This is a genomic window from Novosphingobium sp. APW14, assembly GCF_032337075.1.
Taxonomy (GTDB): domain Bacteria; phylum Pseudomonadota; class Alphaproteobacteria; order Sphingomonadales; family Sphingomonadaceae; genus Novosphingobium.
This window is the reverse complement of the sequence record NZ_JAVYAB010000006.1, coordinates 23435-47721: the sequence shown is the minus strand read 5'-3', so window position 1 is coordinate 47721 and position 24287 is coordinate 23435. Positions and strand designations below refer to the sequence as shown.

Genomic DNA, 24287 nt, shown 5'->3' with positions numbered 1-24287 from the left:
ATCCGCTAGCCTTTGTAGAGGGCGTCAAGCCGGTCGGCGTATCGCTCTTTCAGCTTGTGGCGGCGGATCTTGAGGCTTGGGGTCATTTCCTCATTCTCGATCGCGAAGGCCTCGTCCGCGAAAGCGAACTGGCGGACCTTTTCAATCACGCTGAGGTCCTGATTGACCCGGTCGATTGCCGTGCGGATCGCTGAGCGGAAGGCGGGCAGATCCTGCAGCGCCTTGAAGTCAAACTTCTCACCCTGGGCGCGGGCCCATTCGAGCGCCCATTCGGCATCGGGCACGATCAGACCGACCACATAGGGCCGCTTGTCACCGACCACCATTGCCTGAGCGATTTCGGGCTGCAAAGTAAGCATGCCTTCAACCTTCTGGGGCGAGATATTGTCGCCCTTGTCGTTGACGATCATGTCCTTCTTGCGGTCGGTAATGACAATCCGACCCTTGACATCGATGTGGCCAACATCGCCGGTGTGGAGCCAGATGCCAGCGCCGGGTTCACCTTCTGGCTCTTTGAGCACGCGGGCGGTCTCGGCCTCGTTCCGCCAATAACCATGCATAACCAGCTCGCCGCGAACCAGGATTTCGCCATCCTGGGCGATCTTGATTTCGACTCCGTCCATGGCCGGGCCGACCGTGTCCATCTTCAGCCCTGCCTTGGGCCGGTTGCAGCTGATCACCGGGGCGGCCTCGGTCTGGCCATAACCCTGGAGCATGTTAAGCCCCATCGCCTCGAAAAAGGTGCCAACTTCCGGGTTGAGCGGGGCCCCGCCCGAAACCATCGCCTTGATCCGGCCGCCAAAGCGCGCGCGGATTTTTGGGCGGAGGGTCTTTTCCAGGATCAGGTCCATCGGCTTATCGCGCAGGCGGCCCTTGCCCTCATTCTGGCCCTTGATCGAGCTGATTGCCAGCGCGCGGCCCATCAGGAAGTTGGCGACCTTACCCTGCTTTTCGACCTGCTTCATGATCCGGGTACGCAGCACCTCGAACAGGCGGGGGACAACGACCATGATCGTTGGGCGCACTTCCTCGATATTGCTGGCCAGCTTCTCGAGGCCTTCGGAATAGAAGATCTGCCCGCCCATCCCGATTGGTAGCATCTGCCCTCCGGTATGCTCATAGGCATGGCTCAGCGGCAGGAAGCTCAGGAAGACTTCGTCATCCCAGCCGAAGTCCTCGGACAGGATGCGCGCCGCTCCGTCCACGTTGCACAGGATCGCGCCGTGGTGCTGCAATACCCCACGCGGCGCCCCGCCTGTGCCGCTGGTGTAGATGATGCAGGCGGTGTCCTCGCGCTTGATCTTGGCCGCGCGCTGGTTGACTGCGGCGCGGGCCTTGGCGGCGTCGCCGGCCAGCAGGCTGGTCCAGTCGCGATATTCGAACTGGCCGGTCTGGGCGATGCGCAGCGGCTCGATCCCGATCACGAACCCGGCCTGTCCCGCGGCGAGCACGCCGGGCAGCAGCGGCTTGGCCAGCTTGTCATCCGATACAATCACCGCGCGCGCGCCAGAGTTTTCCAGCACGTGCAGGTGATCCCGCTCGGTGTTGGTGATGTAGGCTGGTACGGTCACGCAGCCAGCCGCCATGATCGCGAAATCTGCGATGCACCATTCTGGCCGGTTTTCGGAAACCAGCATCACCCGGTCGCCATCCTTGAGACCCAGGGCGCGCAGCGCTTCGGCCATCAGGCAGACCTGACGGGCAGCTTCGGCCCACGAAATCGCCTGCCACGATCCATTGCGCTTTGCAGACAGGAATGGCGCTTCGCCCTTCTCGTCCGCGCGGCTCAGAAACAGTTCGACCAGGTTCCGGGCGGCCCGGAAATCACCAATATCCATATTGCACTGCCCCTCTCTGCAGCACCCTTCCCTTATGGCCAGCAGCCCTAGGCAAGCTTTGCCGCATCAGCAACCCTGCGTGCCATTGCGGCCTATTGCCGCGCGGCTTCACCCTCGCTGCGCGGATCGGCCGCACCCACCAACTTGCCGCCACGCACTTCAACGGCATTGGCCTTGAAGCTGCGTTCACGCAGGCGGACATCCGGGTGACCCAGCCCGTTCAGCACGGGGATCAGCTGTTCATGCTCGGTCCCCCCTTCGACAAAAACGGTGTTGCCGCCCGGCGCAAAGATCACCGGCAGGCCCAGCGCCTGGTCGACCGGCAGATTCCAGTCGATCACCGCGATGATCGCTTTCAGGACCTGGGCTGGAATCGTTACCCCGCCCGCTGCGCCGACGGCCAGTTTCACCTTGCCGTCTGGGCCATAGACGATGGTGGGCGCCATCGAGCTGCGCGGGCGTTTGCCGCTTTCGACCCGGTTGGCGACCGGCTTGCCGTTGACCTCGGGCACGATCGACAGGTCGGTCAGCTCATTGTTCAGAAAGTAGCCATTGACCATCAGCCCCGATCCGAAGGCGCTTTCGATGGTGGATGTCAGGCTGGCCGCCATGCCGTTGCGGTCAATCACCGCGAAGTGTGATGTGCCATTTTCGGTCTGCCTGGGGCCATCGGCCATGGCGACCTTTACGCCGGCCGGATTGCCTGGTGCGACCGAGGGCATGGTGCGGTCAGTCGCAACCAGTTGGGCGCGGGCAGCCAAATAATCAGGGGCGAGCAGCCCGGCGACCGGCACGTCAACGAAATCCGGATCGGCCAGATAGCGCTCACGATCGGCATAGGCGAGTCGCTGGGCTTCGACGATCAGATGCCAGGCCGTGGGCGAATCCTTGCCCATGGCCGGCAGGTCGAACTTTTCGAGCACGCCCAGCGCCCCGAACACCGTGGTCGCACCCGAACTGGGCGGACCCATGCCGCAGAGCCGATACTTGCGGTAATTCGCGCAGACTGGCGGGCGGGCCTTGACCCGGTACGAAGCCATATCGGCCAGCGTCATCGCGCTGCGATTGCGCGGTGCATTGTTGACTGCATCAACGATCGCCGCGGCATTCTGCCCGGAGTAGAACGCCTTCGCCCCCTCGCGTGACAGGCGTTCAAGGAAGGCGGCAAGGCGGGGGTTCCTCAGGACCGTTCCGGCTGCCACCGGCTTGCCGCCCGGATAGTAAAGCGCCCGGCCCTCTTCGCTCAGGGCTGCGGTCTTGGAAAATCGCTCAAGGAAGGCGTTAAGCCGTTCGGATACGACAAAGCCATCGCCCGCCAGGCGAATTGCGGGCTGGAAGATCTGCCGCCACTTGAGCCTGCCGTGGCGGCGATGCGCCTCGGCCATCATCGAGACATTGCCGGGTACGCCAACGCTCTTTCCGCCGGGGATTGCTTCGGCCACGGACAGGTATTTGTCCTCCACCTTGAACCAGTCCGGGGTGGCGGCCTTGGGGGCCTTCTCGCGCCCATCCAGTGTCAGCAGGCGGCCCTTGCCATCATCCAGCACCAGGAACCCGCCCCCGCCGATGCCCGAGCTTTGCGGTTCAACCACGGTCAGCGCCAAGAGCACGGCCAGCGCCGCGTCAGTGGCATTGCCACCCTGGCGCAGGATCTCTGCTCCAGCTTCGGCTGCGCGCGGATCGGCTGCCGATACCACGCCCTTGTCAAAGGGCGCGGGTGCCGGGGCCTTGGCGGCGAGTGGGACAGCGCTTGTCAGGGCAAGCGCGGCGAGCGCGGCAGAGCGGAACAGGACCATGGGCCCCGTGCTATTCGCTTCCGACCGCCTCGGCAATGCTGGTAAACCCGTCCTGCCGCATCAGCCGCTCCAGACCGCGCGTGATGCGGCGGGCCAGGCCCGGGCCTTCATAAACCATCGCGCTGTATAGCTGGACCAGGCTGGCCCCGGCGCGGATGCGGGCCCAGGCGTCTTCGGCACTGGCGATCCCGCCTACGCCGACCAGCGGGATCGCGCCTTTTGCCACGGCATGAAAATCGCGCAGCCGCTGTTGGGCCAGGTCGCGCAGCGGCGGGCCGGACAGCCCGCCAGCCTCGCCGGCATGAAGCGATTTCAAAGGTGGGCGGGTGATCGTGGTGTTCGAAACGATGACCGCGGCGATGCCATGCTTGATCGCTGCCTCGACAATCCGGCCGGGCGCCGATTCGTCAAGATCGGGTGCGACCTTCAGGAACACCGGCGGATCGCCCGCCTGCCGCTCAGCGGCGATGGCGGAGAGCAGGTCATTCAGCTCCTTGTCCCCCTGCAGGTCGCGCAGGCCGGGCGTATTGGGCGAAGAGATGTTGACCGTGATGTAGCTTGCCAGATCGCGGAAGGCGGCGATGCCGGTCAGGTAATCGGCAATGCGGTCGGCCGAATCCTTGTTGGCGCCAACGTTGGCGGCCACAACACCCACCTGCTTGCGGCTGGCCAGCCGCGCCCGCGCCGCCTCTAGCCCACCGTTGTTGAATCCCATCCGGTTGATGACCGCCCGGTCTTCCTGCAGTCGGAACAGGCGCGGCTGCGGATTGCCGGGTTGCGGGCGCGGGGTGACGGTGCCGATTTCGGTAAAGCCGAAGCCTTGGCCAAGCACCGCGTCTGGTACCTCGGCGTCCTTGTCGAACCCCGGCGCCATGCCCAGCGGATTGGGGAAGGCCAAGCCCGCCACTGTAATCGCCAAGGGACCAGGCCGGGCCGGCCGGCCGTGCGGCAACAGCTTCAGCGCATCGATCGTCAGGCGATGGGCCTTCTCGGCATCGAGCAGGAACAGTGCGGGGCGGAGTAGCGGATAGATCATGGTCACGGAAGGCAGCCTATTACAGCACGGATCGCGCAAGTCGATTCCCGCCATTGCAAAGCTTGCAAGTGAGGCCTAGGGGCAAACCGGAAAGAATCAGTCCGATTTAGCCGGAGCCGCCATTGCGCCTCTCATCCATGGCCGATTATGCCGTCGTTACGATGAGCGCCGCCGCGCGCCATTGCGGCGGCATGCGCGTTTCGGCCGCCGAACTGGCCACCGAAACCGGCCTGCCGGTGCCGACCGTGCAGAAGCTGGTCAGCCGCCTGACTTCTGCTGGTTTGTTGCGATCGACCCGTGGCGTCGGCGGCGGGCTTAAGCTTGCGCGCCCGGCCGCCGCCATCACCCTTGCCGATATCATTGAGGCGGTCGAAGGCCCGATCGCGCTTACCCAGTGTGTCGACGATGCCCGGGCCGATTGCGGCCTGGACTCGTGTTGCTCGGTCAAGCCGCACTGGCCGATTGTCAACGATGCGCTGCGCGATGCATTGTCGCAGGTCTCGCTGATCCGCCTGGCTGAGGTGGCAGCATGAGCGAGGATGCCACCCTCAAGGACCAGGCGGCCCGCGAAGCGGCCGCCAAGGTTGCTGATTACGAGCACGGCTGGTCGGCCGAAATCGAGACCGAGTTCGCGCCCAAGGGACTGAACGAAGACACCGTTCGCTTCATCAGCGCCAAGAAGAACGAGCCCGAATGGATGCTCGATTGGCGGCTCAAGGCCTTCCGTCACTGGCAGACCATGCCGACGCCGGACTGGGCCAAGCTGAACATCCCGCCGATCGATTATCAGGACGCCTATTACTACGCTGCGCCCAAGCCGAAGAAGCAGCTCGCCAGCCTCGACGAGGTCGATCCCGAGATTCTCGAGGTATACAAGAAGCTTGGCATTCCGCTGGAAGAGCAGAAGGTGCTCGCCGGGGTGGAAGGCGCGCGCAAGGTTGCGGTCGATGCGGTGTTCGATTCCGTCTCCGTCGCCACGACCTTCCGCGAAGAACTGAAGAAGGCCGGCGTGATCTTCCTGTCGATCTCGGAAGCGATTCGCGAATATCCAGATCTGGTGAAGCAGTGGCTGGGCAAGGTCGTTCCGGTTCGCGACAACTTCTTTGCCGCGCTCAATTGTGCGGTCTTTTCGGACGGCACCTTCGTCTACATCCCCGAGGGCGTGCGCTGCCCGATGGAGCTCAGCACCTATTTCCGCATCAATGCCGAGAATACCGGGCAGTTCGAGCGGACGCTGATCGTGGCCGACAAGGGGGCCTATGTCTCCTATCTGGAAGGCTGCACGGCGCCGATGCGCGATGAGAACCAGCTCCACGCCGCCGTGGTCGAACTGGTTGCGCTTGATGATGCCGAGATCAAGTATTCGACCGTGCAGAACTGGTACCCCGGCGATGCCGAGGGCAAGGGCGGGATCTACAATTTCGTCACCAAGCGCGCGCTGTGCCAGGGAGCGCGATCCAAGGTTTCGTGGACCCAGGTCGAAACCGGCTCGGCCGTCACCTGGAAGTATCCCAGCTGCGTTCTCAATGGCGAGGATTCGGTGGGTGAGTTCTACTCGGTCGCCGTCACCAACAATTACCAGCAGGCCGATACCGGGACCAAGATGATCCACAACGGCAAGGGCAGCCGCTCGACCATCGTGTCGAAGGGCATCTCGGCCGGCAAGAGCCAGAACACCTATCGCGGCCTCGTCCGCGTTGCTCCCCAGGCCGAAGGCGTCCGCAACTTCACCCAGTGCGACAGCCTGCTGCTGGGCAAGGACTGCGGCGCGCACACCGTGCCCTATATCGAGGTGCGCAACCCCAGCGCCCAGATCGAGCACGAGGCAACCACCAGCAAGATTTCGGACGACCAGCTGTTCTACGCGATGCAACGCGGGTTGGATCAGGAGGCCGCCGTGGCGCTGATCGTCAACGGCTTTGCCAAGGAAGTGCTGCAGCAGTTGCCGATGGAATTTGCAGTCGAGGCGCAGAAGCTGCTCGGCATATCGCTTGAAGGAAGCGTGGGATGAAGAAGACATTGACCGTCCGCGCGCCGAGCGAGGACGAAGCCCCCGCGATCAAGAAAAAGGGCCGCGGCTGGGAGATTTCGGAAAAGCGGCTTGATGCGCTGCACCAGCGTGCGCGCGAGATGCGGCGCAATCCTTCGGCGGCCAGCGAAGCCCTTGCCGCGGCGCTGACCGAAGTTGAAACCGGCGGCTATTCGTTCAAGCGCCAGGATGTGATCGGCTCGGCGATTGTTGATTTTGCCTGCAAGCCGCTGATGCTGGTGATCGAGCTGGATGGCGACGAAGACGCGAGCTTTACCGCTGACCGGACCCGCAGCCTGACCGAGGTCGGCTACCGGGTTGAGCGCCTTTCCGCCGCTGCCGTGCTGGCCGATCCGGCGGGTGTTGCCGCTCAGGTTTCCGCCGTGATGCGCGAACGCTGGCACGAGCGCCGCGCGGCACGGGCCAATCGTGCACCTTCCAATCGCGCGCCCACTTATCGCAATTCGGGCCGGCGCCCGCAGGACTGATCATGCTGACCATTTCCAACCTCCACGCCACTGTTGCGGAAAAGCCGATCCTCAAGGGCCTGTCGCTCACCATCAACGCCGGCGAAGTCCATGCGATCATGGGCCCCAATGGCGCGGGCAAGTCGACGCTCGGCTACACCCTGGGCGGGCGGCCCGGTTACGAGGTGACCGGCGGTTCAGTCGAATTCCTGGGCCAGGACCTGCTGGAACTGGAACCGCACGAGCGCGCCGCCGCCGGGCTGTTCCTGGGCTTCCAGTACCCGGTCGAAATTCCGGGCGTGTCCTTCGTCCAGTTCCTGCGCGAAAGCCTCAATGCCCAGCGCGCGAGCCGCGATGAGGCGCCGCTCTCGGGCGGGGAATTCCTCAAGCTGGCGCGCGAACAGGCGGCGCTGCTGAAGATGGACATGGAAATGCTCAAGCGGCCGGTGAACGTCGGCTTCTCGGGCGGTGAAAAGAAGCGCGCCGAGATGGTGCAGATGGGCATCCTCGATCCCAAGCTGGCGATCCTGGATGAGACCGATTCCGGGCTCGACATCGATGCGCTGCGGATCGTGGGTGACGGGATCAATTCGGTGATGCGCAAGGCGGACAAGGCCGTACTGCTGATCACCCACTACCAGCGCCTGCTCGATTACGTGAAGCCGGACTTCGTCCACGTCCTGGCGGCGGGCCGGATCGTCAAGACCGGCGGCCCCGAACTCGCGCTGGAGCTGGAAGAGCGCGGTTACGAGGCGGTGGCGGCGTGAACCAGGCGCTCGCCCTTCCTACCCGCAAGGACGAGGATTTCCGCTATGCGGACCTCGGTGCACTGGCGCGCGTCTGGCCGGTTGCAGTTGAGACCATCCAGCTTGCGGCTGGAGAAAGCGGCAACCTGGCGCTGGCGCTGGACGGCGATGCGCCAGTGGCGCGTGAGATTGCGATAGCGCTGGGCGATGGCGCGTCGTTCGATCTGCGCGTCCTCAACGCCGGGTCAGGCTATGGCCGGGTCGCGGTGCGGATCGAGATGGGGCGGGGCGCCAGCTTCACGCTGGGCGCGGCGCAGCTTGCCGGCGGGAGCCAGACCGTCGAGATCATTACCGAAGTGCTGCATGCCCAGCCCGACGCGGTCAGCCGTCAGATCGTGCGATCGGTCGCTGGCGGACAGGCCACGGCCAATTATCTCGGCAAGGTTCGCGTCGCCAAAGGTGCCGACGGGACCGATGGCTCGCAATCGGTCCGGGCCATGCTGCTCGACCGGACCGCCACGGCCAATGCCAAGCCTGAGCTCGAAATCTTCGCCGACGATGTGAAGTGCGCACATGGCTGCGCCGTGGGTGAGCTGGATGCCAATGGCCTGTTCTACATGGCCCAGCGGGGCCTGCCGCCGGCCGAAGCGAAGAAGCTGATGCTTCAGGCTTTCGTCGCAGAAGCCTTTGCCGGTGCCGCGGATGAAGAGCGCCTGCTCGAAGCCGCGCTGGCGGCGCTGGGCCGGCTGGTATGAACCACAACACCCAAGCCCCGCTCGCATCGAGCGCAGTCGAGATGCCGCGCGCCGGGGTCTCGACTGCGCTCGACACGAACGGGATCAGGGGGGACTTCCCCGGCCTTGCCGGCGGCTGGCATTACCTTGATACCGCGGCGACGGCGCAGAAGCCGCAGGCCGTGATCGATGCGACGGTTCGGGCCATGGGCGCAGACTATGCGACCGTCCACCGCGGGGTCTATGCCCGCTCGGCCGACATGACCCTGGCCTTCGAAGCCGCGCGAGAGAAAGTTGCCACCCTGATCGGCGCCCCGGCGCAGGAGCTGGTCTTTACCCGCGGCGCTACCGAGGCGATCAATCTGCTCGCCCACAGCTACCCCAAGAAGGGCCGGGTGCTGCTTTCGCTGCTGGAGCATCATTCGAATATCGTGCCTTGGCAGCTGGCCGGGTGGCAGATCGATGTCTGCCCGCTCACGGCCGATGGATGCATCGATCTGGATGCGGCCGAAGCCATGCTCACGCCGGAGCATACGATGGTGGCCTTTGCCCATGTTTCGAACGTGCTGGGTTCGGTGCTGGACGCCCGCCGGGCGGCGGAACTGGCGCACCGGGTGGGTGCCAAGCTGCTGCTCGATGGTTGCCAGGCAGTGCCGCGGTTGGAAATCGATGTCGCCGCGCTGGGCTGCGATTTCTATGCCTGTTCCAGCCACAAGCTGTACGGTCCGACCGGGATCGGGGCGCTGTGGGGCCGGACTGAACTGCTTGAGGCCATGCCACCCTGGCAGGGCGGCGGCGCGATGATTGACCGGGTCAGCTTTGCCGGCACCACCTATGCCCCGCCGCCGCAGCGGTTTGAGGCCGGGACCCCGGCAATCATCGAGGCGATCGGGTTTGGCGCGGCGGCGGACTATGTTCGGTCGGTCGGGCTGGCGGCGATCCATGCCCACGAAGCGGCGCTGGTCAGCGAACTGCGCGCCGCATTGCGCGCCCGTAACGATGTGACGCTGTTCGGCCCGGAAGAGAGCGCGGGGATCGTATCCTTTGCGCTCGATGGGGTGCATCCGCACGACCTCGGCACCATATTGGACGAGGAAGGCGTTGCGATCCGCGCCGGGCACCACTGCGCCCAGCCATTGATGGAGCATCTGGGGGTACCGGCGACGGCCCGGGCCAGCTTCGGGCTCTATTCGGATCAGGATGATATTGCCGCGCTGCTGCGCGGAATTGAGCGGACACGGAGGATCTTCGGATGAACGAAGAACGCAAGATCGTGGTTGAAGAGGTCGAGGCAGTGAGTGCCCCGCCCCGTGCCCGCGTGGACGAAGCCGAGAGCCCGGCCGCCAAGCTGGAGCGCAAGCGCGATTACCTGGAAGGCTTCCTGCAGCAGAAGCCGCACGACCTTTCACCCGGCGAACCCGGCGGGTCGATCTATGACGGCGTGATCGCGGCGCTGAAGGACATCTTCGATCCGGAAATCCCGGTGAACATTTACGACCTTGGCCTGATTTACGGGGTTGAGGTTGATCCCGAAGGCGCGGTGGTGGTGACCATGACGCTGACCACGCCGCACTGCCCGGTGGCGGAATCGATGCCGGGCGAGGTTGAGCTGCGGGTCGGCGCCGTGCCGGGCGTGCGCGACTGCGAGGTCAACCTGGTCTGGGATCCGCCATGGGACCCGGCCAAGATGAGCGACGAGGCCAGGCTGGAGCTTGGGATGCTATGACCACGACGATCCGCCAACGCCCTGCTGCCGTCATCCTGACGCCTTCGGCCGAGGCGCGGATCGCTGCGCTCATGGCCAAGGCACCGGAAGGCGCGATCGGGGTGAAGCTTTCCACCCCGCGGCGTGGCTGTTCGGGCCTGGCCTATTCGGTTGACTATGTGACCGAGGCCAATTCCTTTGACGAGCGGATCGAGACGCCCGGCGGCACCTTCTTCATCGATGGCGCATCGGTGCTTTACCTGATCGGCAGCACGATGGACTGGGTGGAAGACGACTTCACCGCCGGCTTCGTGTTCAACAACCCCAATGCCAAGGGCAGCTGCGGCTGCGGGGAAAGCTTTACCGTCTAAACGGCGAGGGCTTTGGGCCTCGGCACGAAGGTCGCGCCTGTTTCCGCATCAATAAACGCAATCAAGGCCTTTTCGAGTTCGTCGAGCTCTTCGTCGGCCTCTAGCTGGTGGCGCAGCCAATCAGCCCCTTCTTCCAAGTCTGGCACTTCAACTTCGGCGTTGCTGAGCAGACTGCCAAAGGCATCGGCTCCATCGCGGGTCACTATGCGCGACAGAAAGCCACCGATCTCGGCGCCTTGGTTGTGCATGAAGGCTTCGAGTTCGTGGGCGCGTTCGGTGCTGAGCGCTTCGCTGTTGGCAAAACCAAGCAAATAGCTTGCCACGCCCTGTACAAACAGGGCCTGCCATTGGCGGGCATTTGCTTCGTAAAGCGTTGCGTCTTTGATGCGAAACAGCATGCCCACTTCGGCGTTGCAAACTGTTGCAGCGCCCGCGCGGCGCGCGGGAAAGATAAGACGCCGCAGCAGATCCACTTCCGTGGAATTGATCCCATCGCCGCCAAGGTCGCCATGGCGGGTTGGACCTTCGCCTTGTTCCACCGACAGTTCGATCTGCTGCAAAGCATAGCTGCGCAACATTGCCGGAGCGCTCGTTGCAATTTCGAGCACACGAACCAGTAACTCAAGTTCTGCAAGGCTGTTTAACCGACCGTCGCGATCAATGCGGGCGATCAACTCGTCAGCCATTTCCTGATCAACGTGCCCTTGCGGCTTGACCGTGTTGACGATGAAATTGGATAATGCTTCGACGAAAAAGTCACACCATTCACGGTTCTGATCAACCAGTGAATCATGAATGGCAAAGAGCGCTTCGGCCTCGTCCGGGTCCATTTTGCCATCGGCCCAGCCAAGTTGGCGCAGCACCTGGATTTCTTCCGGCGTCACTTGACCGTCAGCCAGGTTCTCCACGGCGAAGTTGTTGAACTGCATACGCATTATGCAACGGACCCCCGGAAATGTTTCCGCCGCAGGCCTTCGCAAACCTGAGTTAAGGGGTGGTTACCCCGCGGCCACGGGTGATCAGCGCGTCCGTAGCGCAGCCACGCAGGCGGCGCGGTCAACATCCTGGCCATCGCTGGCGCGGCGGGCCTCGACATAGGTGGCCTGGGGCTCACGCCCGCGCTCTGCGGGGTAGAGAAAGATTTCAAGCACGCAGGCCGCGCCGACATATTGCAGCTTGCGGGCATCGCCTTCTATCACGTCCAGCCGCGGATTGCCGAACTGGCGCATCAGCTCGCCGGCGTTTGCGCCAATCACGCCTTCCAGACCGGGCAGGCTTTGCACGCGGGCAGCGGGCGGCGGGGTGCGCACCGCGGGCCGGACCGGGGTCATCGCCGGGCGGGCGACCGGACGGGTCACGGGCGGTCTTGCGCCGGTGCTTTTTGAGCGTTGCGGCGGCCCGCTGCTGGCACAGGCGGCCAGCGCCGGGATCACGGCCAGCAGAAGCAGGGACTTAGGCCGCATCGGATAGGCACGCGTTCAGCATGGCGGCGGCATTGCCGCTGCTTCGGCGCCTGTCAACGGTGGGCTGCCTTGCCCTGCGGCAGAATGATGGCTAGGCGCGCCGGTTGTAACTGCCCTCCGCACAAAGGATTCCCTGTGTCTGCATCCACCATCGATGTCATCGCCATTGGCAACGCCATCGTCGATGTCATGGCCCCTTGTGGCGATGACCTGATCGAACAGCTGGGCCTGGTTCGCGGAGGCATGACCCTGATTGATACGGCGCGCGCCAAGGAGCTTTACGCAGCGATGGGTCCCGCGCGTGAGATTTCGGGCGGTTCGGCGGCGAATACCCTTGCCGGCCTGGCTGCGCTCGGCGCGAACTGCGCCTTCATCGGGCAGGTCGCGGACGACCAGCTGGGCGAGGTCTTCGCCCACGACATCCGCGCCGGCGGAATCGCGTTTGCCACTCCGGTTCGCGCTGGCGATCCGCCAACCGCTCGCTGCCTGATCTTCGTGACACCCGATGGTCAGCGGACGATGAACACCTTCCTTGGCGCGTCGCAATACCTGCCGCCGGCAGCCCTGGACGAAGCCGCGATTGCCAAGGCCAAGGTGCTCTATCTTGAAGGCTATCTGTGGGATCCGGAAGAGCCGCGGGCTGCCATGCGCCGCGCGATCGCTGCGGCGCGTTCGGCGGGCCGGCAGGTTGCCTTCACCCTGTCCGACGCCTTCGTGATCGAACGCCATGGCGATGATTTCCGCGCGCTGATTGCCGAGGGCCAGATCGATATCCTGTTCGCCAACCATGTCGAACTGGCGGCGCTGACCGGGGAAGCGGATTTCGACGCCGGCCTTGCCGCCCTGCAGGACAAGGTACCCGTGCTGGTCGTCACCCGGAGCGAACACGGTGCAGTGGCTGTTGCCCATGGCCAGCGCACTGCGGTGCCGGCCGAGCCCGTATCACGGGTGGTTGATACCACCGGCGCGGGGGACCTGTTTGCCGCCGGTTTCCTCTATGGTCACGTCAATGACCGCCCGCTCAGCGAATGCCTGACGCTTGGCGCGATTTGCGCAGGCGAGATCATCTCGCACTTTGGCGCGCGGCCAGAGGCGGACCTGACTGCGCTGGTTAAAGCGCGGCTGGGTTAGGCTTCGCCCTCGCGCGCCACTTCGCGCCAGCCGATATCGCGGCGGCAGAACAGGTCCGGGGCATCAATCAGGTCGACTGCCGCATAGGCGCGTTGCTGGGCTTCGCGCACGCTTGCCCCGCGCGCGGTGACATTGAGTACGCGGCCACCAGCGGCAACAAGCTGGCCGCCGGCTGTTGCAGTGCCTGCGTGGAACACCTTTGCGCCGCTCGCTTCGGCGGATTCGACACCGGCAATCGCCCCGCCCTTCTGCGGGGTGCCCGGATAGCCTTGCGCGGCCATCACCACAGTCAGCGCGGTTTCGGGTGAGAGCCGCGGCGGGGCAATGCTCGCCAGCTTGCTCTCGGCACAGGCCATGAGCAGGTCGACCAGATCATCCTCCAGCCGCAGCATCAGCACCTGGCATTCGGGATCACCGAACCGGGCATTGTATTCGATCAGCTGGACGCCGTTCCTGGTCAGCATCAGCCCGGCATAGAGCACCCCGGAATAGGGTGTGCCTTCGCTTGCCATGGCCCGCACGGTCGGGACCACGATCCGTTCCAGTGCCTCGCCGGTCAGCAGCGGGGTCAGGACCGGTGCGGGGCTATAGGCGCCCATTCCGCCGGTATTGGGGCCTGTATCGCCTTCGCCAACGCGCTTGTGATCCTGGGCCGAGCCAAGCGGAACGACCGTGTGTCCGTCGGTCAGGGCAAAGAAGCTGGCCTCTTCGCCTTCCAGGAATTCCTCGATCACGGCCTCGGCCCCGGCCTCGCCGAACCTGCCGGAAAAGATTTCGCGCACGGCCTCTTCCGCCTCGGCCGTGGTCATGGCCACGGTCACGCCCTTGCCGGCGGCAAGGCCATCGGCCTTGACTACTACCGGCGCGCCGAAGCGGGCGAGCGCGGCCAGCCCTTCGGCTTCGCTGCGCACGCGCTCGAACCCGGCAGTCGGGATGTTATGCCGGGCGCACAGTTCCTTGGTGAAAGCCTTTGAGCCTTCCAGCTGGGCTGCCGCCTTGCTCGGCCCGAATACAGGAATGCCCGCGGCGCGCAGGCTATCGGTCAGGCCATCGACCAGCGGAGCCTCGGGGCCAACGACGACCAAACCAATCGACTGTGCAGTGCAAAAGGCGATCACCGCAGCGTGGTCGGTTGCATCAAGCACAACCAGCGCGGCATGGTTCGCAATCCCCGGGTTGCCGGGTGCGGCGAACAGCTTTGTGCACTGCGGGGATTGTGCCAGCTTCCATGCCAGCGCATGTTCGCGCCCGCCAGATCCCAACAGCAGGATGTTCATGCCCGGTCCTTATTACGAAGACGAAGAAGACGCTGGGCTGGTAGCGAAGGACGCCGCCGGGGACAACGCCGCGGCCCTTTCTGTCAGCGAGATATCTGCCGCTTTGAAGCGCGTGGTTGAGGATCGCTTCGGTTTTGTCCGAATTCGGGGCGAGCTTTCGGGTGTAAAACGCGCCGCCTCCGGCCACGTCTACCTTTCGCTCAAAGACGAGAATGCGCGGATCGACGGGGTGATGTGGCGCGGCAATGCCCAGCGGCTCGGCTTCAATCCCGAGGACGGGGTGGAAGTGATCGTCACTGGCAAGCTGACGACCTATCCCGGCCGCTCCAACTATCAGGTCGTAATCGACCGCATGGAAATTGCAGGCGAAGGGGCGCTGCTGGCACTACTCGCCAAGACCAAGGCGCGGCTTGAGGCCGAGGGCCTGTTTGATCCCGCCCGCAAACGCCGCCTGCCCTTCCTGCCGCGCGTGATCGGGGTGGTAACCTCGCCAACTGGCGCGGTGATTCGCGACATCCTCCACCGCCTGGCTGATCGTTTTCCGGTGCAGGTGCTGGTCTGGCCAGTGCTCGTGCAGGGGCAGGGTGCGGCTGAGCAGGTTGCGTCGGCCGTGCGCGGGTTTGGCACGTTGGAGGGAGGCGGTGAGATCCCGCGGCCCGACCTGGTAATCGTTGCGCGTGGCGGCGGTTCGATCGAGGACCTGTGGTGCTTTAACGAGGAAGTGGTGGTTCGCGCCGTGGCGGACTGCCCGATCCCGGTGATCTCTGCAGTCGGGCATGAGACCGATACCACCTTAGTTGATTTCGCCGCCGACCTGCGCGCACCAACTCCGACGGCAGCGGCTGAGGTTGCTGTCCCGGTTCGCGAGGAGCTGGCGCAGCAGTTGGCCGAACTTGGCCTGCGAAACCGGCGCGCGGCCAACCGCCCGTTGCAACTGGGGCGCGAGCGGCTGCTGGCCCGCGCCGAGCGGCTGCCTAAGCCGCAGGCACTGTTCAGTCCGCATGCGCAAAGGCTTGATCAGGCCGCGGAACGGTTGCGGCGGGCACTGGTTGACCGGACCCACCTGGCGCGAAATGCCTTCCAGCGCGTTGATAGCCGGCTATCGTTGCCCCTGCTGTCGGCGCGCCTGGATCGGGCGCAGGAGCGGCTGGCCGGTCTGGCGCGGCTCCACGCCTCGCTCAATCCGGATGCGGTGCTGCAACGGGGGTACGTGCGGGTGACCGGGGCTGACGGTGCGACGCTGACCACGCGGGCGGCTGCAGCGAATCAGGACAGCCTGCTGTTGCACTTCCGCGACGGCGACTTGGTAGTCAGGGCCGGGGATGCCCCGCCCGCCGCTGCGGCGAGCCGTTCCCGGCCTGCGCCAAAGGCGCCGCCGCCGGAGCAAGGAAAATTGCTCTAGCTTCGACAATGGTTTAGGATACCCCATCATGCTGATGTCCGCTTCCGATCGTCCTGCCACCTTGTTCTACCAGGCCAATGGCTTCCGCGTCCTGACGCCGGGCAAGCATGTGGTTTGCGCCGCCACGGGCGAAGCGATTGCACTTGAAACGCTCCGGTATTGGAGTGTTGAACGTCAGGAAGCCTACGTTTCTCCCGAAACGGCAACGCGACACCTGCTGGGACAGAACTGAGCGGGCGCGGCGATGGACCGCCGCGCGTTCATCTTTGGCAGCTTCTGCATGGCGGGCGCCGGAGCCATCGGCTTGCAGCGTGTGCTTGCCGCCGAGGAACGGCCGCACTTTGTGCTGAGCGGACAATTGGCCCAGGGCGGCTGGGCGCGCGGGGTTGTCCCGCGGGGCACTGCGCATCTGGCGCTTAATGGCAGGTCCGTGCAGATTGCCCCTGATGGCCGCTTCCTGATCGCTTTCGATCGCGATGCCGGCCCGGTGGCGCGAATTGTTGCGGAAAGGGCTGACGGGACAATCGACGATTTCACGGTCCCGGTTGCTGCCCGGGCTTGGCAAATCGAACATATTCCGATCGGACCCCGGCCGGGCTCTCCGCCGAGCGAGGAATTTGCCCGCCGCCGCGCCGCCGAACTGGCCCAGATCAATGCCGCCCGGGCGATCGAGCGCGGAGCGGACGGTTGGCGGCAAAACATGATCTGGCCGGTCATCGGCCGCATTTCGGGCCGGTTTGGCTCGCAGCGGATCTATAATGGCTCCCCCGGCAGCTATCATTCCGGGACTGACATCGCCACCGGCGCGAGCGGCACTCCTTTTGTTGCCCCCGCTGATGGGGTGGTGATGCTGGCGGCCACCAGCCCCTTCTCACTCGAGGGACGTTTGCTGATGGTCGATCACGGGATGGGCCTGAACAGCGCCTTCCTGCACTGTTCGGAACTGGCGGTGGGGGTTGGGGAAGTGGTGCGCCAGGGCCAATTTATCGGTCGCATCGGGGCAACCGGGCGCGCAACCGGGCCGCACCTGCATTGGAGCCTCAAGTGGCGAGATTCAAGGTTGGATGCGCAGCTGTTCGTCCCGCCGATGCCCGCTGTACCGAAGGCCTGGCGCGCCGCGGTGTAGCACAATTACGCCAGATTCGACGTGAATGTAATAAAATTACAACAACTCGCTCACCCTGTGGCTGCGTTGCAACAATTCTGCAATGAATGCCCGCCGCCCCCCGAAAAGCTTTGCTCGTTGCGTGCCTTTTCGCCATGAGCCGCCCATCTATCCGTAATTTCGGCGGGGGCTGTGCTCTGACCGGGACCGGATGATTAGGAATCCTCATGGGGAAACCCAGGGGATCTACAGAGGGACTGACCTGTGAAAACCACCAAGAAAACGCTTTCGAGCGCAACCTGCCTGCAGTCGCTGGCTCTGGCCGGCACTGCCGTTGCCATGCTTTCGTCGACCGCTGCCTTTGCGCAGACCGCGGAAGAAGATGCCGCTGCCGATCAGACGATCGTCGTTACCGGCTCGCTGATCCGCAACCCCAACCTTGAACAAGCCAACCCGGTCAACGTCACCACCTCGGACGCGATCGAACTGAAGCAGTCGAACACGGCTGAAGAAGTCCTGCGCGAAGTTCCGGGTATCGTTCCGAACATCGGTACGGCCGTCAACAACGGCAACGGCGGCTCGTCGTACGTCGACCTTCGCGGCCTCGGCTCGAACCGCAACATCGTGCTGCTCGACGGCAACCGCATCGTCCCGGCTGACCTTGCTGGCCGCGTCGACCTCAACAACATCCCGCTCGCTCTCGTCAGCCGCGTTGACGCGCTGACCGGCGCGGCCGTGACCACCTATGGTGCTGACGCTATCACCGGCGTGGTGAACTTCGTCACCAAGAAGGACTTCGCTGGCGTTGATCTTTCGGTTGGTGAGCAGATCACCGGCAAGGGCGACGGCAACTACCTGCGTTCCGACCTTACCATCGGTGCCAACTTCGACGATGGCCGCGGTAACGCTGTCTTGAGCATTGGCTATCAGGAATCGGACCCGGTTTACCAGGGCGACCGTGACTTCTCGGTCTTCGGCATCGACTCCTACTCGGGCACGCTGGGCGGTTCGGGCACGGGCGTTCCGGCTCGTATCACCGGCACCCGTCCGCTGATCGCTGGCACCACCACGCCGAACACCGATGGCACCGTTGCAAACGGCGGCACCCGCCAGCTGCAGAACGGTGCCGCTGTCGGCACCTACCAGTTCTTCAACTTCAACCCGTACAACATCTTCCAGACGCCGTTTAAGCGCTACAACATCTTCGCCCAGGCGAATTATGAAATCAGCGACTCGGTGGAAGTGTACACCCGCGGGCTGTTCTCGAAGAACACCATCGACACCATCATCGCGCCGTCGGGCTCGTTCGGTGGTTCGGTGACGATGAACCTGAACAACCCCTACATGCCGACGACCCTGCGCAACCAGTTCTGCGCATTCAACACGGCAACCGGCGGTGCTTACACCCCGCTGTACAGCCCGGCCATCTGCGCCGCCGCTGCTACCGCGACCGGTCCGAGCGACCCGAACTACCGCACCGTGACCTTCAACCTGTCGCGTCGCGCGACGGAAGTTGGCCCGCGTATCAGCAACTACACCTCGACCGTGTTCGACTATCGCGTCGGCGCCCGTGGCGCGGTTAGCTCGTCGATCAACTGGGACGTTTCGGCTGCCTATGGTGAGTCGGACAAGCTCCAGGCGATCAAGAACTACACCCTGCAATCGCGCTGGCGGCAGGCCCTGCTGGCCAACAACACCACGACCTGCATCACCAACACCGGTGGCTGCGTCCCGGTGAACCCGTTCGGCACGGCTGGTTCGATCTCGGCTGCGGCTGCTGACTTCCTTTCGGACGACAGCACCACCCAGGTGAAGACCTCGCTGGCCCAGATCCGCGGCGTGCTCTCGGGCGACCTCGGTCTGACCTCGCCGGGTGCGAGCGAGCCGATCGGCTTCGCGCTTGGTGCGGAATACCGCAACTATAACGCTCAGCAGGCTTCGGACGTTCTGGCCAAGACCCCGGGTGAACTCGGTGGCGCCGGCGGTGCTGCTCCGGACATCAAGGGCGCCTACAAGGTCTACGAAGGCTACGGCGAAATCATCGCTCCGCTGCTCGAAGACAAGGCCTTTGCCAAGAGCCTGACCCTTGAAGCTGGTGCGCGTTACTCGAGCCAGAAGATCAACGGTGGCGGCACCAACAACGACTGGACCTACAAGGTCGGTCTGAGCTGGGAGCCGGTTGATGACATCAAGCTGCGCGGCAACTACGCCCGCGCTGTGCGCGCCCCGAACATCGGCGAACTGTTCTCGCCGGTCTCGACGGGCCTGACCAGCCTCGCGGCCGACCCGTGCGCCGGTTCGGCCCCGGTCAGCAACGCCAACCTCCGCGCGGTCTGCCTTGCGCAGGGCGCTCCGGCTGGCACGATCGGCTCGATCCTGAACCCGACTGCGGCTCAGGCCAACTCGACCGGCGGCGGCAACATTGCCCTTGCTCCGGAAAAGGCCACCACCTGGACTGTCGGCGCGGTATTCCAGCCGCAGTTCCTGCCGGGCTTCTCGCTCTCGGTTGACTACTACAACATCAAGGTCACCGAAGAAATCGGCGCCCCGACCTCGGGCGACGTGATCGCGGCCTGCTTCGGCAGCCCGGCCCCGTCGGGCATCACCAGCGGTTCGGCTGCTGATCCGCTCTGCACCGCCATTCGCCGTAACCCGGTGACCGGTGGTCTGGACGGTGACCCGGCCACCACGCTGGGCCTCCCGCAGACCCTGAGCAACAGCGGCCGTCTGAAGACCGACGGTATCGACCTGATCGCGAACTACTCGAAGGACCTTGGCCTGGCCAAGTGGAGCTCGGGCTTCGTGCTGAACTATGCGATCTCGCAGACCTTCAACGCGAACGTGAACAGCCCGCTGAACACCGACCGCGAATGCGTCGGTTACTACAGCGCGAACTGCGGCTTCACCGGCTCGATGCAGCCGAAGTGGCAGTGGTCGTGGCGCAACACCTTCACCTTCGGCAAGTTCGATGCGTCGGTGCTGTGGCGCCACATCTCGGGCATGCAGCAGGAGCCGGATGACGTTACCGGAACCGGTGCGGCCTTCGCTGGTCCGCTTCCGGCCGGCTTCGGCTACCGTGAAGGTGAAACCGTCAACTTCGGCAAGATCGGTGCCTACGATTGGTTCGACCTCAGCCTGCGCTTCAACGTCAATGACAACCTGACGCTGACTGCAGCTGTGCAGAACCTGTTCGACAAGGATCCGCCGGTCGTCGGTAGCTCGATCGGTTCGACCTCGTACAACAGCGGTAACACCTATCCGTCGACCTACGACGCACTGGGTCGCCGCTTCGCGGTCTCGGCTCGCGTCAAGTTCTGATCACTCAGAACCTGAACCAAAAGATCGGGGGTGGGCAGCAATGCCCGCCCCCTTTCTTTTTGCGCTGCCACCGCGCATCAAGCGACCAACATGTCTTCTGAGGTACTTCACCAAGCCTGGACCGCGCTGGCCGAGGGCAATTACCCCACGGCCGAGAGCTTGTTTGCAGCGCTCTTGAGCGAACCGTCGGCAGACCCGCTTGCGCGGGTCGGAATGGCCTCGCTCCTGCGCCAGCAAGGGCGCCTGCGCGATGCGATCCTGCAATGCGATGCCGCCATCCGCGTCGATCCCCGCTGCGCCGAAGCCTGGCTCGAACGGGCATTTGTCTTCAACGCCGGGGGCTCGTTCCCGGCTGCCGCGGATTGCTACCAACAGGTCCTCGTGCTGGAGCCTGGAAATGCCCAGGCCCACGCCGGCCTGGCGGGCCTGGCTGCCCGCGATGGCGATCCGCTTCGCGCCCGCCAACACGGCGAAGCCGCCCTTGCCGCCGACCCCGACAACGCCCTTGCCGCCACGGCGCTGGCTGGTGTGGAGCTGGAGGCCGGCAACGCGGCTGCTGCCCGCGACCTTCTAAGCCCTCTGGCTACGAAGCCCGGACACCCGTCATCTGAACGCGTCCAGCTTCTAACCACCTATGGCGATGCCCTCGCCCGTTGCAGCGATGCCAACACCGCCTTTGCTGCCTACTCTGAGGCTCAAGCCGCTTACGCCGCGCTTTATGAACCGCCGCCGGGAACGCGGGAAACGCACCGCGACCTGATCCGGCGGATCACGGCCGAAGTCTGCTCCGCCGCGCATGCCGCTTGGCACCAGCCGGCACCACCTGCCCCGCCCGATGCTGCCGCCCGTCATGTCTTTCTGCTTGGCTATCCGCGTTCGGGCACGACGCTGGTCGAAAATGTCCTGGCCTCTCTCCCCTCTGTCTCTGCACTCGAAGAGCGCCCGACGTTGGTTGAATCTGACCGGGCTTTTCTGGCCGAACCTGGTGGGATCACCCGCCTTGCCGGGCTGCCGCCGGCGGACCTGGCGGGCCTTGTCCAAGCCTATTGGGACAAGGTCGGCGCCGCCGGCGTCGAGCCTGCCGGAAAGACGTTTGTTGATATGGATCCGCTTAAGGCCACGCGCCTGCCGTTGATTGCCCGCCTGTTTCCCCAGGCCAAGGTCCTCATCATGCGCCGCGATCCGCGTGACGTCGTTCTAAGCTGCTTCCGCACCAGCTTCGCCCTCACCAGCGCAGCCCTTGAATTTACCAGCCTTGAGCGTGCGGCCCGGCACTATGCGGCGATGATGGAGCTGATCGAGGTTGCGCGCATTTGTCTGCCGCTGGCTTTCCACGAGGTCGATTACCATGCACTGGTGCGGGACTTCGATGGCACCACCCGGCAGCTCTGTGCTTTCCTCGATCTGCCTTGGGACGAATCGCTGCGCCGGTTCGATCGTACGGCTCGCGATCGGGGCGTTGCCACGGCCAGTGCCAGCCAAGTCCGCCGAGGGCTCTATGATGGCCGGGGGCAATGGGAACCCTTTGCTCGGCATTTTGATCCCGTGCTGCCGATCCTTCAACCGTGGATCGAGAAACTGGGTTACGCCTGAAGCAAGGGGTTGGGGCCGTCGAGCGTGAGCCCGACATTGTTCGCCACCGCTCCGGCCCATGTGACCACCATGGCGATCTCCTCGCCGTAAGCGGTCCGGGCGGCAGCATAGTCCGCACTACGCGCCGCCGGAGAGTAGCTCGACCCATTTTTCGAATTGCGTCTGAAAGCGGGGCCATTGGCAATGTCGGCTGCGTCAAGCGTCAGATCGAAATGTGCGGCGACGGCGGCAATGGCCGCTTCAGGTTGGTCTGTCAGCACATCAGCGTCGAGACTGCCGATACGGCCGCCCAGCTTGGCTGACAGGGCAGTAAAATGCTGATGTTGCGCCAACCAGCCGACTGCAGCCACCTGCAGGTCGGTCAGGCGGAAGTAGTCCTCGGGCGCGAAGCCAAGGTGGACGAAGTTATCCTGGACGTAACCTTCCAGCAGCTCACGCACCCAGGCCCGGCAATGCAGCCCCTTTCGCGCAACGGAAACCAGGAAGGTTTCGAGCGAGGCAAAGAGGAACAACGCTTGCGCTTGATCCTCCAGCGCCAGCAGCAGCTCGGCCAGCGGATTCAGAATGTTGGATGGTTTGACGATCACCGCTTCGCCAGGGCCGAACGGCCGGCCCAGCAAACGCAGCGCAAGATCAGCCGCGCGCGCCACGGCTGGCGGCGGGGCCCCGCGCCGTCGGTACCCGACTACATCGTTGAGGATCGCCGGCTCGCTCAGCCCCATGGCTATCCCGGGCGCCGACAGCGCCCGGGCCAGCAGGGTCGAGCCACAAAATGCCGAGTGGAACAGGAAGTGCAGCTTGCCGCGCGGCTGCGCCAACAGCGGCTCGGCCGGGAGATCGGGCGAGGTCGGCCGCTGCCCCAGCAGCGTATCGATTAGGAACGCCTGGCTTTCATGCTCCGCGCGCGGCAGGTGGATGAAACGCACCGCATCGTCGCTCTCGACATAGCGGTGGGCCAGCCATTCGGCGTTGCCCAGGTCAAATGCGGGTGCAGCAGTCATGCCACAGGGTCTAGGGCGCGCGAGCGCGCATCGCAACTGCCGCTTGCCGCTGTGGCTTCGCGCTTCTAAACCTAACGCCAATGGCTTCATCACCCGCCCAAATTGCCAATGCTGAAGGTGTAGCTGCCCTGCGAAAGGGCGATGCCTCCGCTGCGATTGCTGCCTTTGCCCGAGCCACTGCCGCCGATCCGGCGGCCGGGCCGCTGTGGCGCAACCTGGCCCATGCGCATCGCTTGGCGGGCGATGCCGATGGTGAACGTGCTGCCCTGAACCAGGCCCTCGCCATCGATCAGCGGGATTTCGCCGCCCAGCTGCGCATGGCGCAATTGCACGAACGGTTGGGTGAAGAGACTCAGGCATTGATGACCTGGAGCGGGGTGCAGCAGCTGGCCGCTGCCCTGCCGGTTCTATCACCAGATGTCGCTGCCGAGCTCGCGGCTGGTGAGCGTTATTGCGAAGGCCTGCGCGCCAAGCTGGCGGCTGCCGCCGAGGCCGCGCTTGCCGCCGATCGCGCGCGCGACGAAACCGAGGAGCGGCGGGTTCGGGCCTTCGTCGATCATGCGCTGGGGCGCCGTCAGGTCTATCACAACCAGTGCGCCGGGGTGTTCTATCCGTTTCTGCCCGAGGATGAATACTTTGACCGCCGGCACTTTGCCTGGTTTGAACAGCTTGAGGCGGCCACACCGGATATCCAGGCCGAGCTTCGGTCCCTGCTCGATGCGCCCGAAGATCTGATCCGGCCCTATGTCCGGTTTGAGGCGGGCACTCCGGAAAACGAGTGGAGCCCGCTTGACGGTTCGCTCGATTGGTCGGCCTGCTTCCTGTGGGAATATGGCGAGCCCCACCGCGCAGTGCTTGATCGCTGCCCGAAGACGGCCGCCGTGCTTGAAAGTTTGCCGCTGGCGCGAATTCCGGGCCGGGCCCCCAACGCGTTTTTCTCGGTGCTGCGGCCCCACAGCAAGATCCCGCCGCATACCGGCGTGACCAACACGCGGGCGATTGTTCACCTGGCGCTGGAAGTGCCCCCGGGCTGCGGCTTTCGGGTTGGTAACGAAACGCGCGAATGGGTTGAAGGCAAGGCTTTCGCCTTTGACGATTCGATCGAGCACGAGGCCTGGAACGATAGCGACCAGCGCCGCGCCGTGTTGATCATCGATGCATGGAACCCGCATCTCAGCGCGCGGGAACAGGATGCCGTCGTGCGTTATTTCGCAGCGGCAGATGGTGCCCTTACCGGAGGCGGGCCGGGTTAGCCGCTTATTCGACCAACGGCAT

General features: G+C 64.5%; 22 protein-coding genes. 15 read left to right on the top strand and 7 right to left on the bottom strand.

The window, feature by feature from the left end:
• Nucleotides 1-5: 5 nt before the first annotated feature.
• The 3 genes from RQP55_RS08940 to RQP55_RS08930 form a co-directional block, all read right to left on the bottom strand.
• Nucleotides 6-1838 (bottom strand): long-chain fatty acid--CoA ligase, encoded by a 1833-nt coding sequence (locus RQP55_RS08940; protein WP_315609837.1) that lies wholly within the window; start codon nt 1836-1838, stop codon nt 6-8.
• 92 nt (nt 1839-1930) lie between these two features.
• Nucleotides 1931-3634, bottom strand: a complete 1704-nt coding sequence (gene ggt, locus RQP55_RS08935) for a gamma-glutamyltransferase (protein ID WP_315609836.1) — start codon at nt 3632-3634, stop codon at nt 1931-1933.
• A gap of 10 nt (nt 3635-3644) precedes the next feature.
• Nucleotides 3645-4670, bottom strand: a complete 1026-nt coding sequence (locus RQP55_RS08930; RefSeq protein ID WP_315609980.1) for a quinone-dependent dihydroorotate dehydrogenase — start codon at nt 4668-4670, stop codon at nt 3645-3647.
• A gap of 122 nt (nt 4671-4792) precedes the next feature.
• Here RQP55_RS08930 and RQP55_RS08925 point away from each other — a divergent pair, with 122 nt between their 5' ends.
• The 8 genes from RQP55_RS08925 to RQP55_RS08890 are packed head-to-tail and all read left to right on the top strand — an operon-like array spanning nt 4793 to nt 10722.
• Nucleotides 4793-5203: an SUF system Fe-S cluster assembly regulator gene (locus tag RQP55_RS08925; protein ID WP_315609835.1), complete on the top strand. Its 411-nt coding sequence runs from the start codon at nt 4793-4795 to the stop codon at nt 5201-5203.
• Entirely contained in the window at nt 5200-6681 is a 1482-nt protein-coding gene (sufB, locus tag RQP55_RS08920) for a Fe-S cluster assembly protein SufB (RefSeq protein WP_315609834.1), read from the top strand. The genes RQP55_RS08925 and sufB overlap by 4 nt, the downstream gene beginning before the upstream one ends.
• Nucleotides 6678-7187 carry an endonuclease domain-containing protein gene (locus RQP55_RS08915; RefSeq protein ID WP_315609833.1) on the top strand — a complete coding sequence of 170 codons (510 nt, stop codon included), beginning with the start codon at nt 6678-6680 and terminating at the stop codon, nt 7185-7187. The genes sufB and RQP55_RS08915 overlap by 4 nt, the downstream gene beginning before the upstream one ends.
• A 2-nt stretch (nt 7188-7189) precedes the next feature.
• Nucleotides 7190-7933: a Fe-S cluster assembly ATPase SufC gene (gene sufC / locus RQP55_RS08910; RefSeq protein WP_315609832.1), complete on the top strand. Its 744-nt coding sequence runs from the start codon at nt 7190-7192 to the stop codon at nt 7931-7933.
• On the top strand, nt 7930-8667 hold the full coding sequence (locus RQP55_RS08905) for a SufD family Fe-S cluster assembly protein (protein WP_315609831.1): 738 nt from the start codon (nt 7930-7932) through the stop codon (nt 8665-8667). The genes sufC and RQP55_RS08905 overlap by 4 nt, the downstream gene beginning before the upstream one ends.
• Before the next feature lie 41 nt (nt 8668-8708).
• Complete coding sequence (locus RQP55_RS08900) at nt 8709-9902, top strand: cysteine desulfurase (protein ID WP_315609979.1); 1194 nt, start codon at nt 8709-8711, stop codon at nt 9900-9902.
• The gene (locus RQP55_RS08895) at nt 9899-10372 is read left to right on the top strand and encodes an SUF system Fe-S cluster assembly protein (protein WP_315609830.1); all 474 of its coding nucleotides are present in this window, start codon (nt 9899-9901) and stop codon (nt 10370-10372) included. The genes RQP55_RS08900 and RQP55_RS08895 overlap by 4 nt, the downstream gene beginning before the upstream one ends.
• Entirely contained in the window at nt 10369-10722 is a 354-nt protein-coding gene (locus RQP55_RS08890; protein ID WP_315609829.1) for an iron-sulfur cluster assembly accessory protein, read from the top strand. The genes RQP55_RS08895 and RQP55_RS08890 overlap by 4 nt, the downstream gene beginning before the upstream one ends.
• Here RQP55_RS08890 and RQP55_RS08885 read toward each other — a convergent pair.
• Both RQP55_RS08885 and RQP55_RS08880 read right to left on the bottom strand, forming a co-directional pair.
• Entirely contained in the window at nt 10719-11657 is a 939-nt protein-coding gene (locus tag RQP55_RS08885; RefSeq protein ID WP_315609828.1) for a hypothetical protein, read from the bottom strand. The two genes, RQP55_RS08890 and RQP55_RS08885, sit on opposite strands and share 4 nt — an antisense overlap.
• An 84-nt stretch (nt 11658-11741) precedes the next feature.
• Nucleotides 11742-12185, bottom strand: a complete 444-nt coding sequence (locus RQP55_RS08880; protein ID WP_315609827.1) for a hypothetical protein — start codon at nt 12183-12185, stop codon at nt 11742-11744.
• A 135-nt stretch (nt 12186-12320) separates the two neighbouring features.
• Here RQP55_RS08880 and RQP55_RS08875 point away from each other — a divergent pair, with 135 nt between their 5' ends.
• Nucleotides 12321-13316 (top strand): adenosine kinase, encoded by a 996-nt coding sequence (locus tag RQP55_RS08875; RefSeq protein WP_315609826.1) that lies wholly within the window; start codon nt 12321-12323, stop codon nt 13314-13316.
• On the opposite strand, the gene purD is transcribed toward RQP55_RS08875, so the two are convergent.
• Nucleotides 13313-14593 (bottom strand): phosphoribosylamine--glycine ligase, encoded by a 1281-nt coding sequence (gene purD / locus RQP55_RS08870; RefSeq protein WP_315609825.1) that lies wholly within the window; start codon nt 14591-14593, stop codon nt 13313-13315. The genes RQP55_RS08875 and purD overlap by 4 nt on opposite strands.
• Between purD and xseA the strand changes: the two genes are divergently transcribed.
• The 5 genes from xseA to RQP55_RS08845 all read left to right on the top strand — a co-directional run bounded on the left by xseA (nt 14592) and on the right by RQP55_RS08845 (nt 22011).
• Complete coding sequence (xseA, locus tag RQP55_RS08865; RefSeq protein WP_315609824.1) at nt 14592-15995, top strand: exodeoxyribonuclease VII large subunit; 1404 nt, start codon at nt 14592-14594, stop codon at nt 15993-15995. The genes purD and xseA overlap by 2 nt on opposite strands.
• A gap of 28 nt (nt 15996-16023) precedes the next feature.
• Entirely contained in the window at nt 16024-16227 is a 204-nt protein-coding gene (locus tag RQP55_RS08860) for a DUF2093 domain-containing protein (protein WP_315609823.1), read from the top strand.
• A 12-nt stretch (nt 16228-16239) separates the two neighbouring features.
• A complete protein-coding gene (locus tag RQP55_RS08855; protein WP_315609822.1) occupies nt 16240-17121 on the top strand; it encodes a M23 family metallopeptidase in 882 nt (293 codons plus the stop codon).
• 318 nt (nt 17122-17439) lie between these two features.
• Nucleotides 17440-20418, top strand: coding sequence for a TonB-dependent receptor domain-containing protein (locus tag RQP55_RS08850; RefSeq protein WP_315609978.1), 2979 nt, complete (start codon nt 17440-17442; stop codon nt 20416-20418).
• 90 nt (nt 20419-20508) lie between these two features.
• Complete coding sequence (locus RQP55_RS08845) at nt 20509-22011, top strand: tetratricopeptide repeat-containing sulfotransferase family protein (RefSeq protein WP_315609821.1); 1503 nt, start codon at nt 20509-20511, stop codon at nt 22009-22011.
• On the opposite strand, the gene RQP55_RS08840 is transcribed toward RQP55_RS08845, so the two are convergent.
• A complete protein-coding gene (locus tag RQP55_RS08840; RefSeq protein ID WP_315609820.1) occupies nt 22002-23012 on the bottom strand; it encodes a hypothetical protein in 1011 nt (336 codons plus the stop codon). The genes RQP55_RS08845 and RQP55_RS08840 overlap by 10 nt on opposite strands.
• A gap of 80 nt (nt 23013-23092) precedes the next feature.
• Between RQP55_RS08840 and RQP55_RS08835 the strand changes: the two genes are divergently transcribed.
• Complete coding sequence (locus RQP55_RS08835; RefSeq protein WP_315609819.1) at nt 23093-24265, top strand: aspartyl/asparaginyl beta-hydroxylase domain-containing protein; 1173 nt, start codon at nt 23093-23095, stop codon at nt 24263-24265.
• Nucleotides 24266-24287 lie beyond the last annotated feature (22 nt).

Bases quoted from the DNA above. Each gene is read 5' to 3' on its own strand.
- ggt (WP_315609836.1), bottom strand. From the start codon at position 3,634: ATGGTCCTGTTCCGCTCTGCCGCGCTCGCCGCGCTTGCCCTGACAAGC.
- sufB (WP_315609834.1), top strand. From the start codon at position 5,200: ATGAGCGAGGATGCCACCCTCAAGGACCAGGCGGCCCGCGAAGCGGCC.
- RQP55_RS08890 (WP_315609829.1), top strand. From the start codon at position 10,369: ATGACCACGACGATCCGCCAACGCCCTGCTGCCGTCATCCTGACGCCT.
- RQP55_RS08845 (WP_315609821.1), top strand. From the start codon at position 20,509: ATGTCTTCTGAGGTACTTCACCAAGCCTGGACCGCGCTGGCCGAGGGC.
- RQP55_RS08880 (WP_315609827.1), bottom strand. From the start codon at position 12,185: ATGCGGCCTAAGTCCCTGCTTCTGCTGGCCGTGATCCCGGCGCTGGCC.
- RQP55_RS08900 (WP_315609979.1), top strand. From the start codon at position 8,709: ATGCCGCGCGCCGGGGTCTCGACTGCGCTCGACACGAACGGGATCAGG.
- RQP55_RS08930 (WP_315609980.1), bottom strand. From the start codon at position 4,670: ATGATCTATCCGCTACTCCGCCCCGCACTGTTCCTGCTCGATGCCGAG.
- RQP55_RS08860 (WP_315609823.1), top strand. From the start codon at position 16,024: ATGCTGATGTCCGCTTCCGATCGTCCTGCCACCTTGTTCTACCAGGCC.
- RQP55_RS08895 (WP_315609830.1), top strand. From the start codon at position 9,899: ATGAACGAAGAACGCAAGATCGTGGTTGAAGAGGTCGAGGCAGTGAGT.
- RQP55_RS08940 (WP_315609837.1), bottom strand. From the start codon at position 1,838: ATGGATATTGGTGATTTCCGGGCCGCCCGGAACCTGGTCGAACTGTTT.
- RQP55_RS08835 (WP_315609819.1), top strand. From the start codon at position 23,093: ATGGCTTCATCACCCGCCCAAATTGCCAATGCTGAAGGTGTAGCTGCC.
- purD (WP_315609825.1), bottom strand. From the start codon at position 14,593: ATGAACATCCTGCTGTTGGGATCTGGCGGGCGCGAACATGCGCTGGCA.
- xseA (WP_315609824.1), top strand. From the start codon at position 14,592: ATGCCCGGTCCTTATTACGAAGACGAAGAAGACGCTGGGCTGGTAGCG.
- RQP55_RS08850 (WP_315609978.1), top strand. From the start codon at position 17,440: ATGCTTTCGTCGACCGCTGCCTTTGCGCAGACCGCGGAAGAAGATGCC.
- RQP55_RS08855 (WP_315609822.1), top strand. From the start codon at position 16,240: ATGGACCGCCGCGCGTTCATCTTTGGCAGCTTCTGCATGGCGGGCGCC.
- RQP55_RS08840 (WP_315609820.1), bottom strand. From the start codon at position 23,012: ATGACTGCTGCACCCGCATTTGACCTGGGCAACGCCGAATGGCTGGCC.
- sufC (WP_315609832.1), top strand. From the start codon at position 7,190: ATGCTGACCATTTCCAACCTCCACGCCACTGTTGCGGAAAAGCCGATC.
- RQP55_RS08915 (WP_315609833.1), top strand. From the start codon at position 6,678: ATGAAGAAGACATTGACCGTCCGCGCGCCGAGCGAGGACGAAGCCCCC.
- RQP55_RS08885 (WP_315609828.1), bottom strand. From the start codon at position 11,657: ATGCGTATGCAGTTCAACAACTTCGCCGTGGAGAACCTGGCTGACGGT.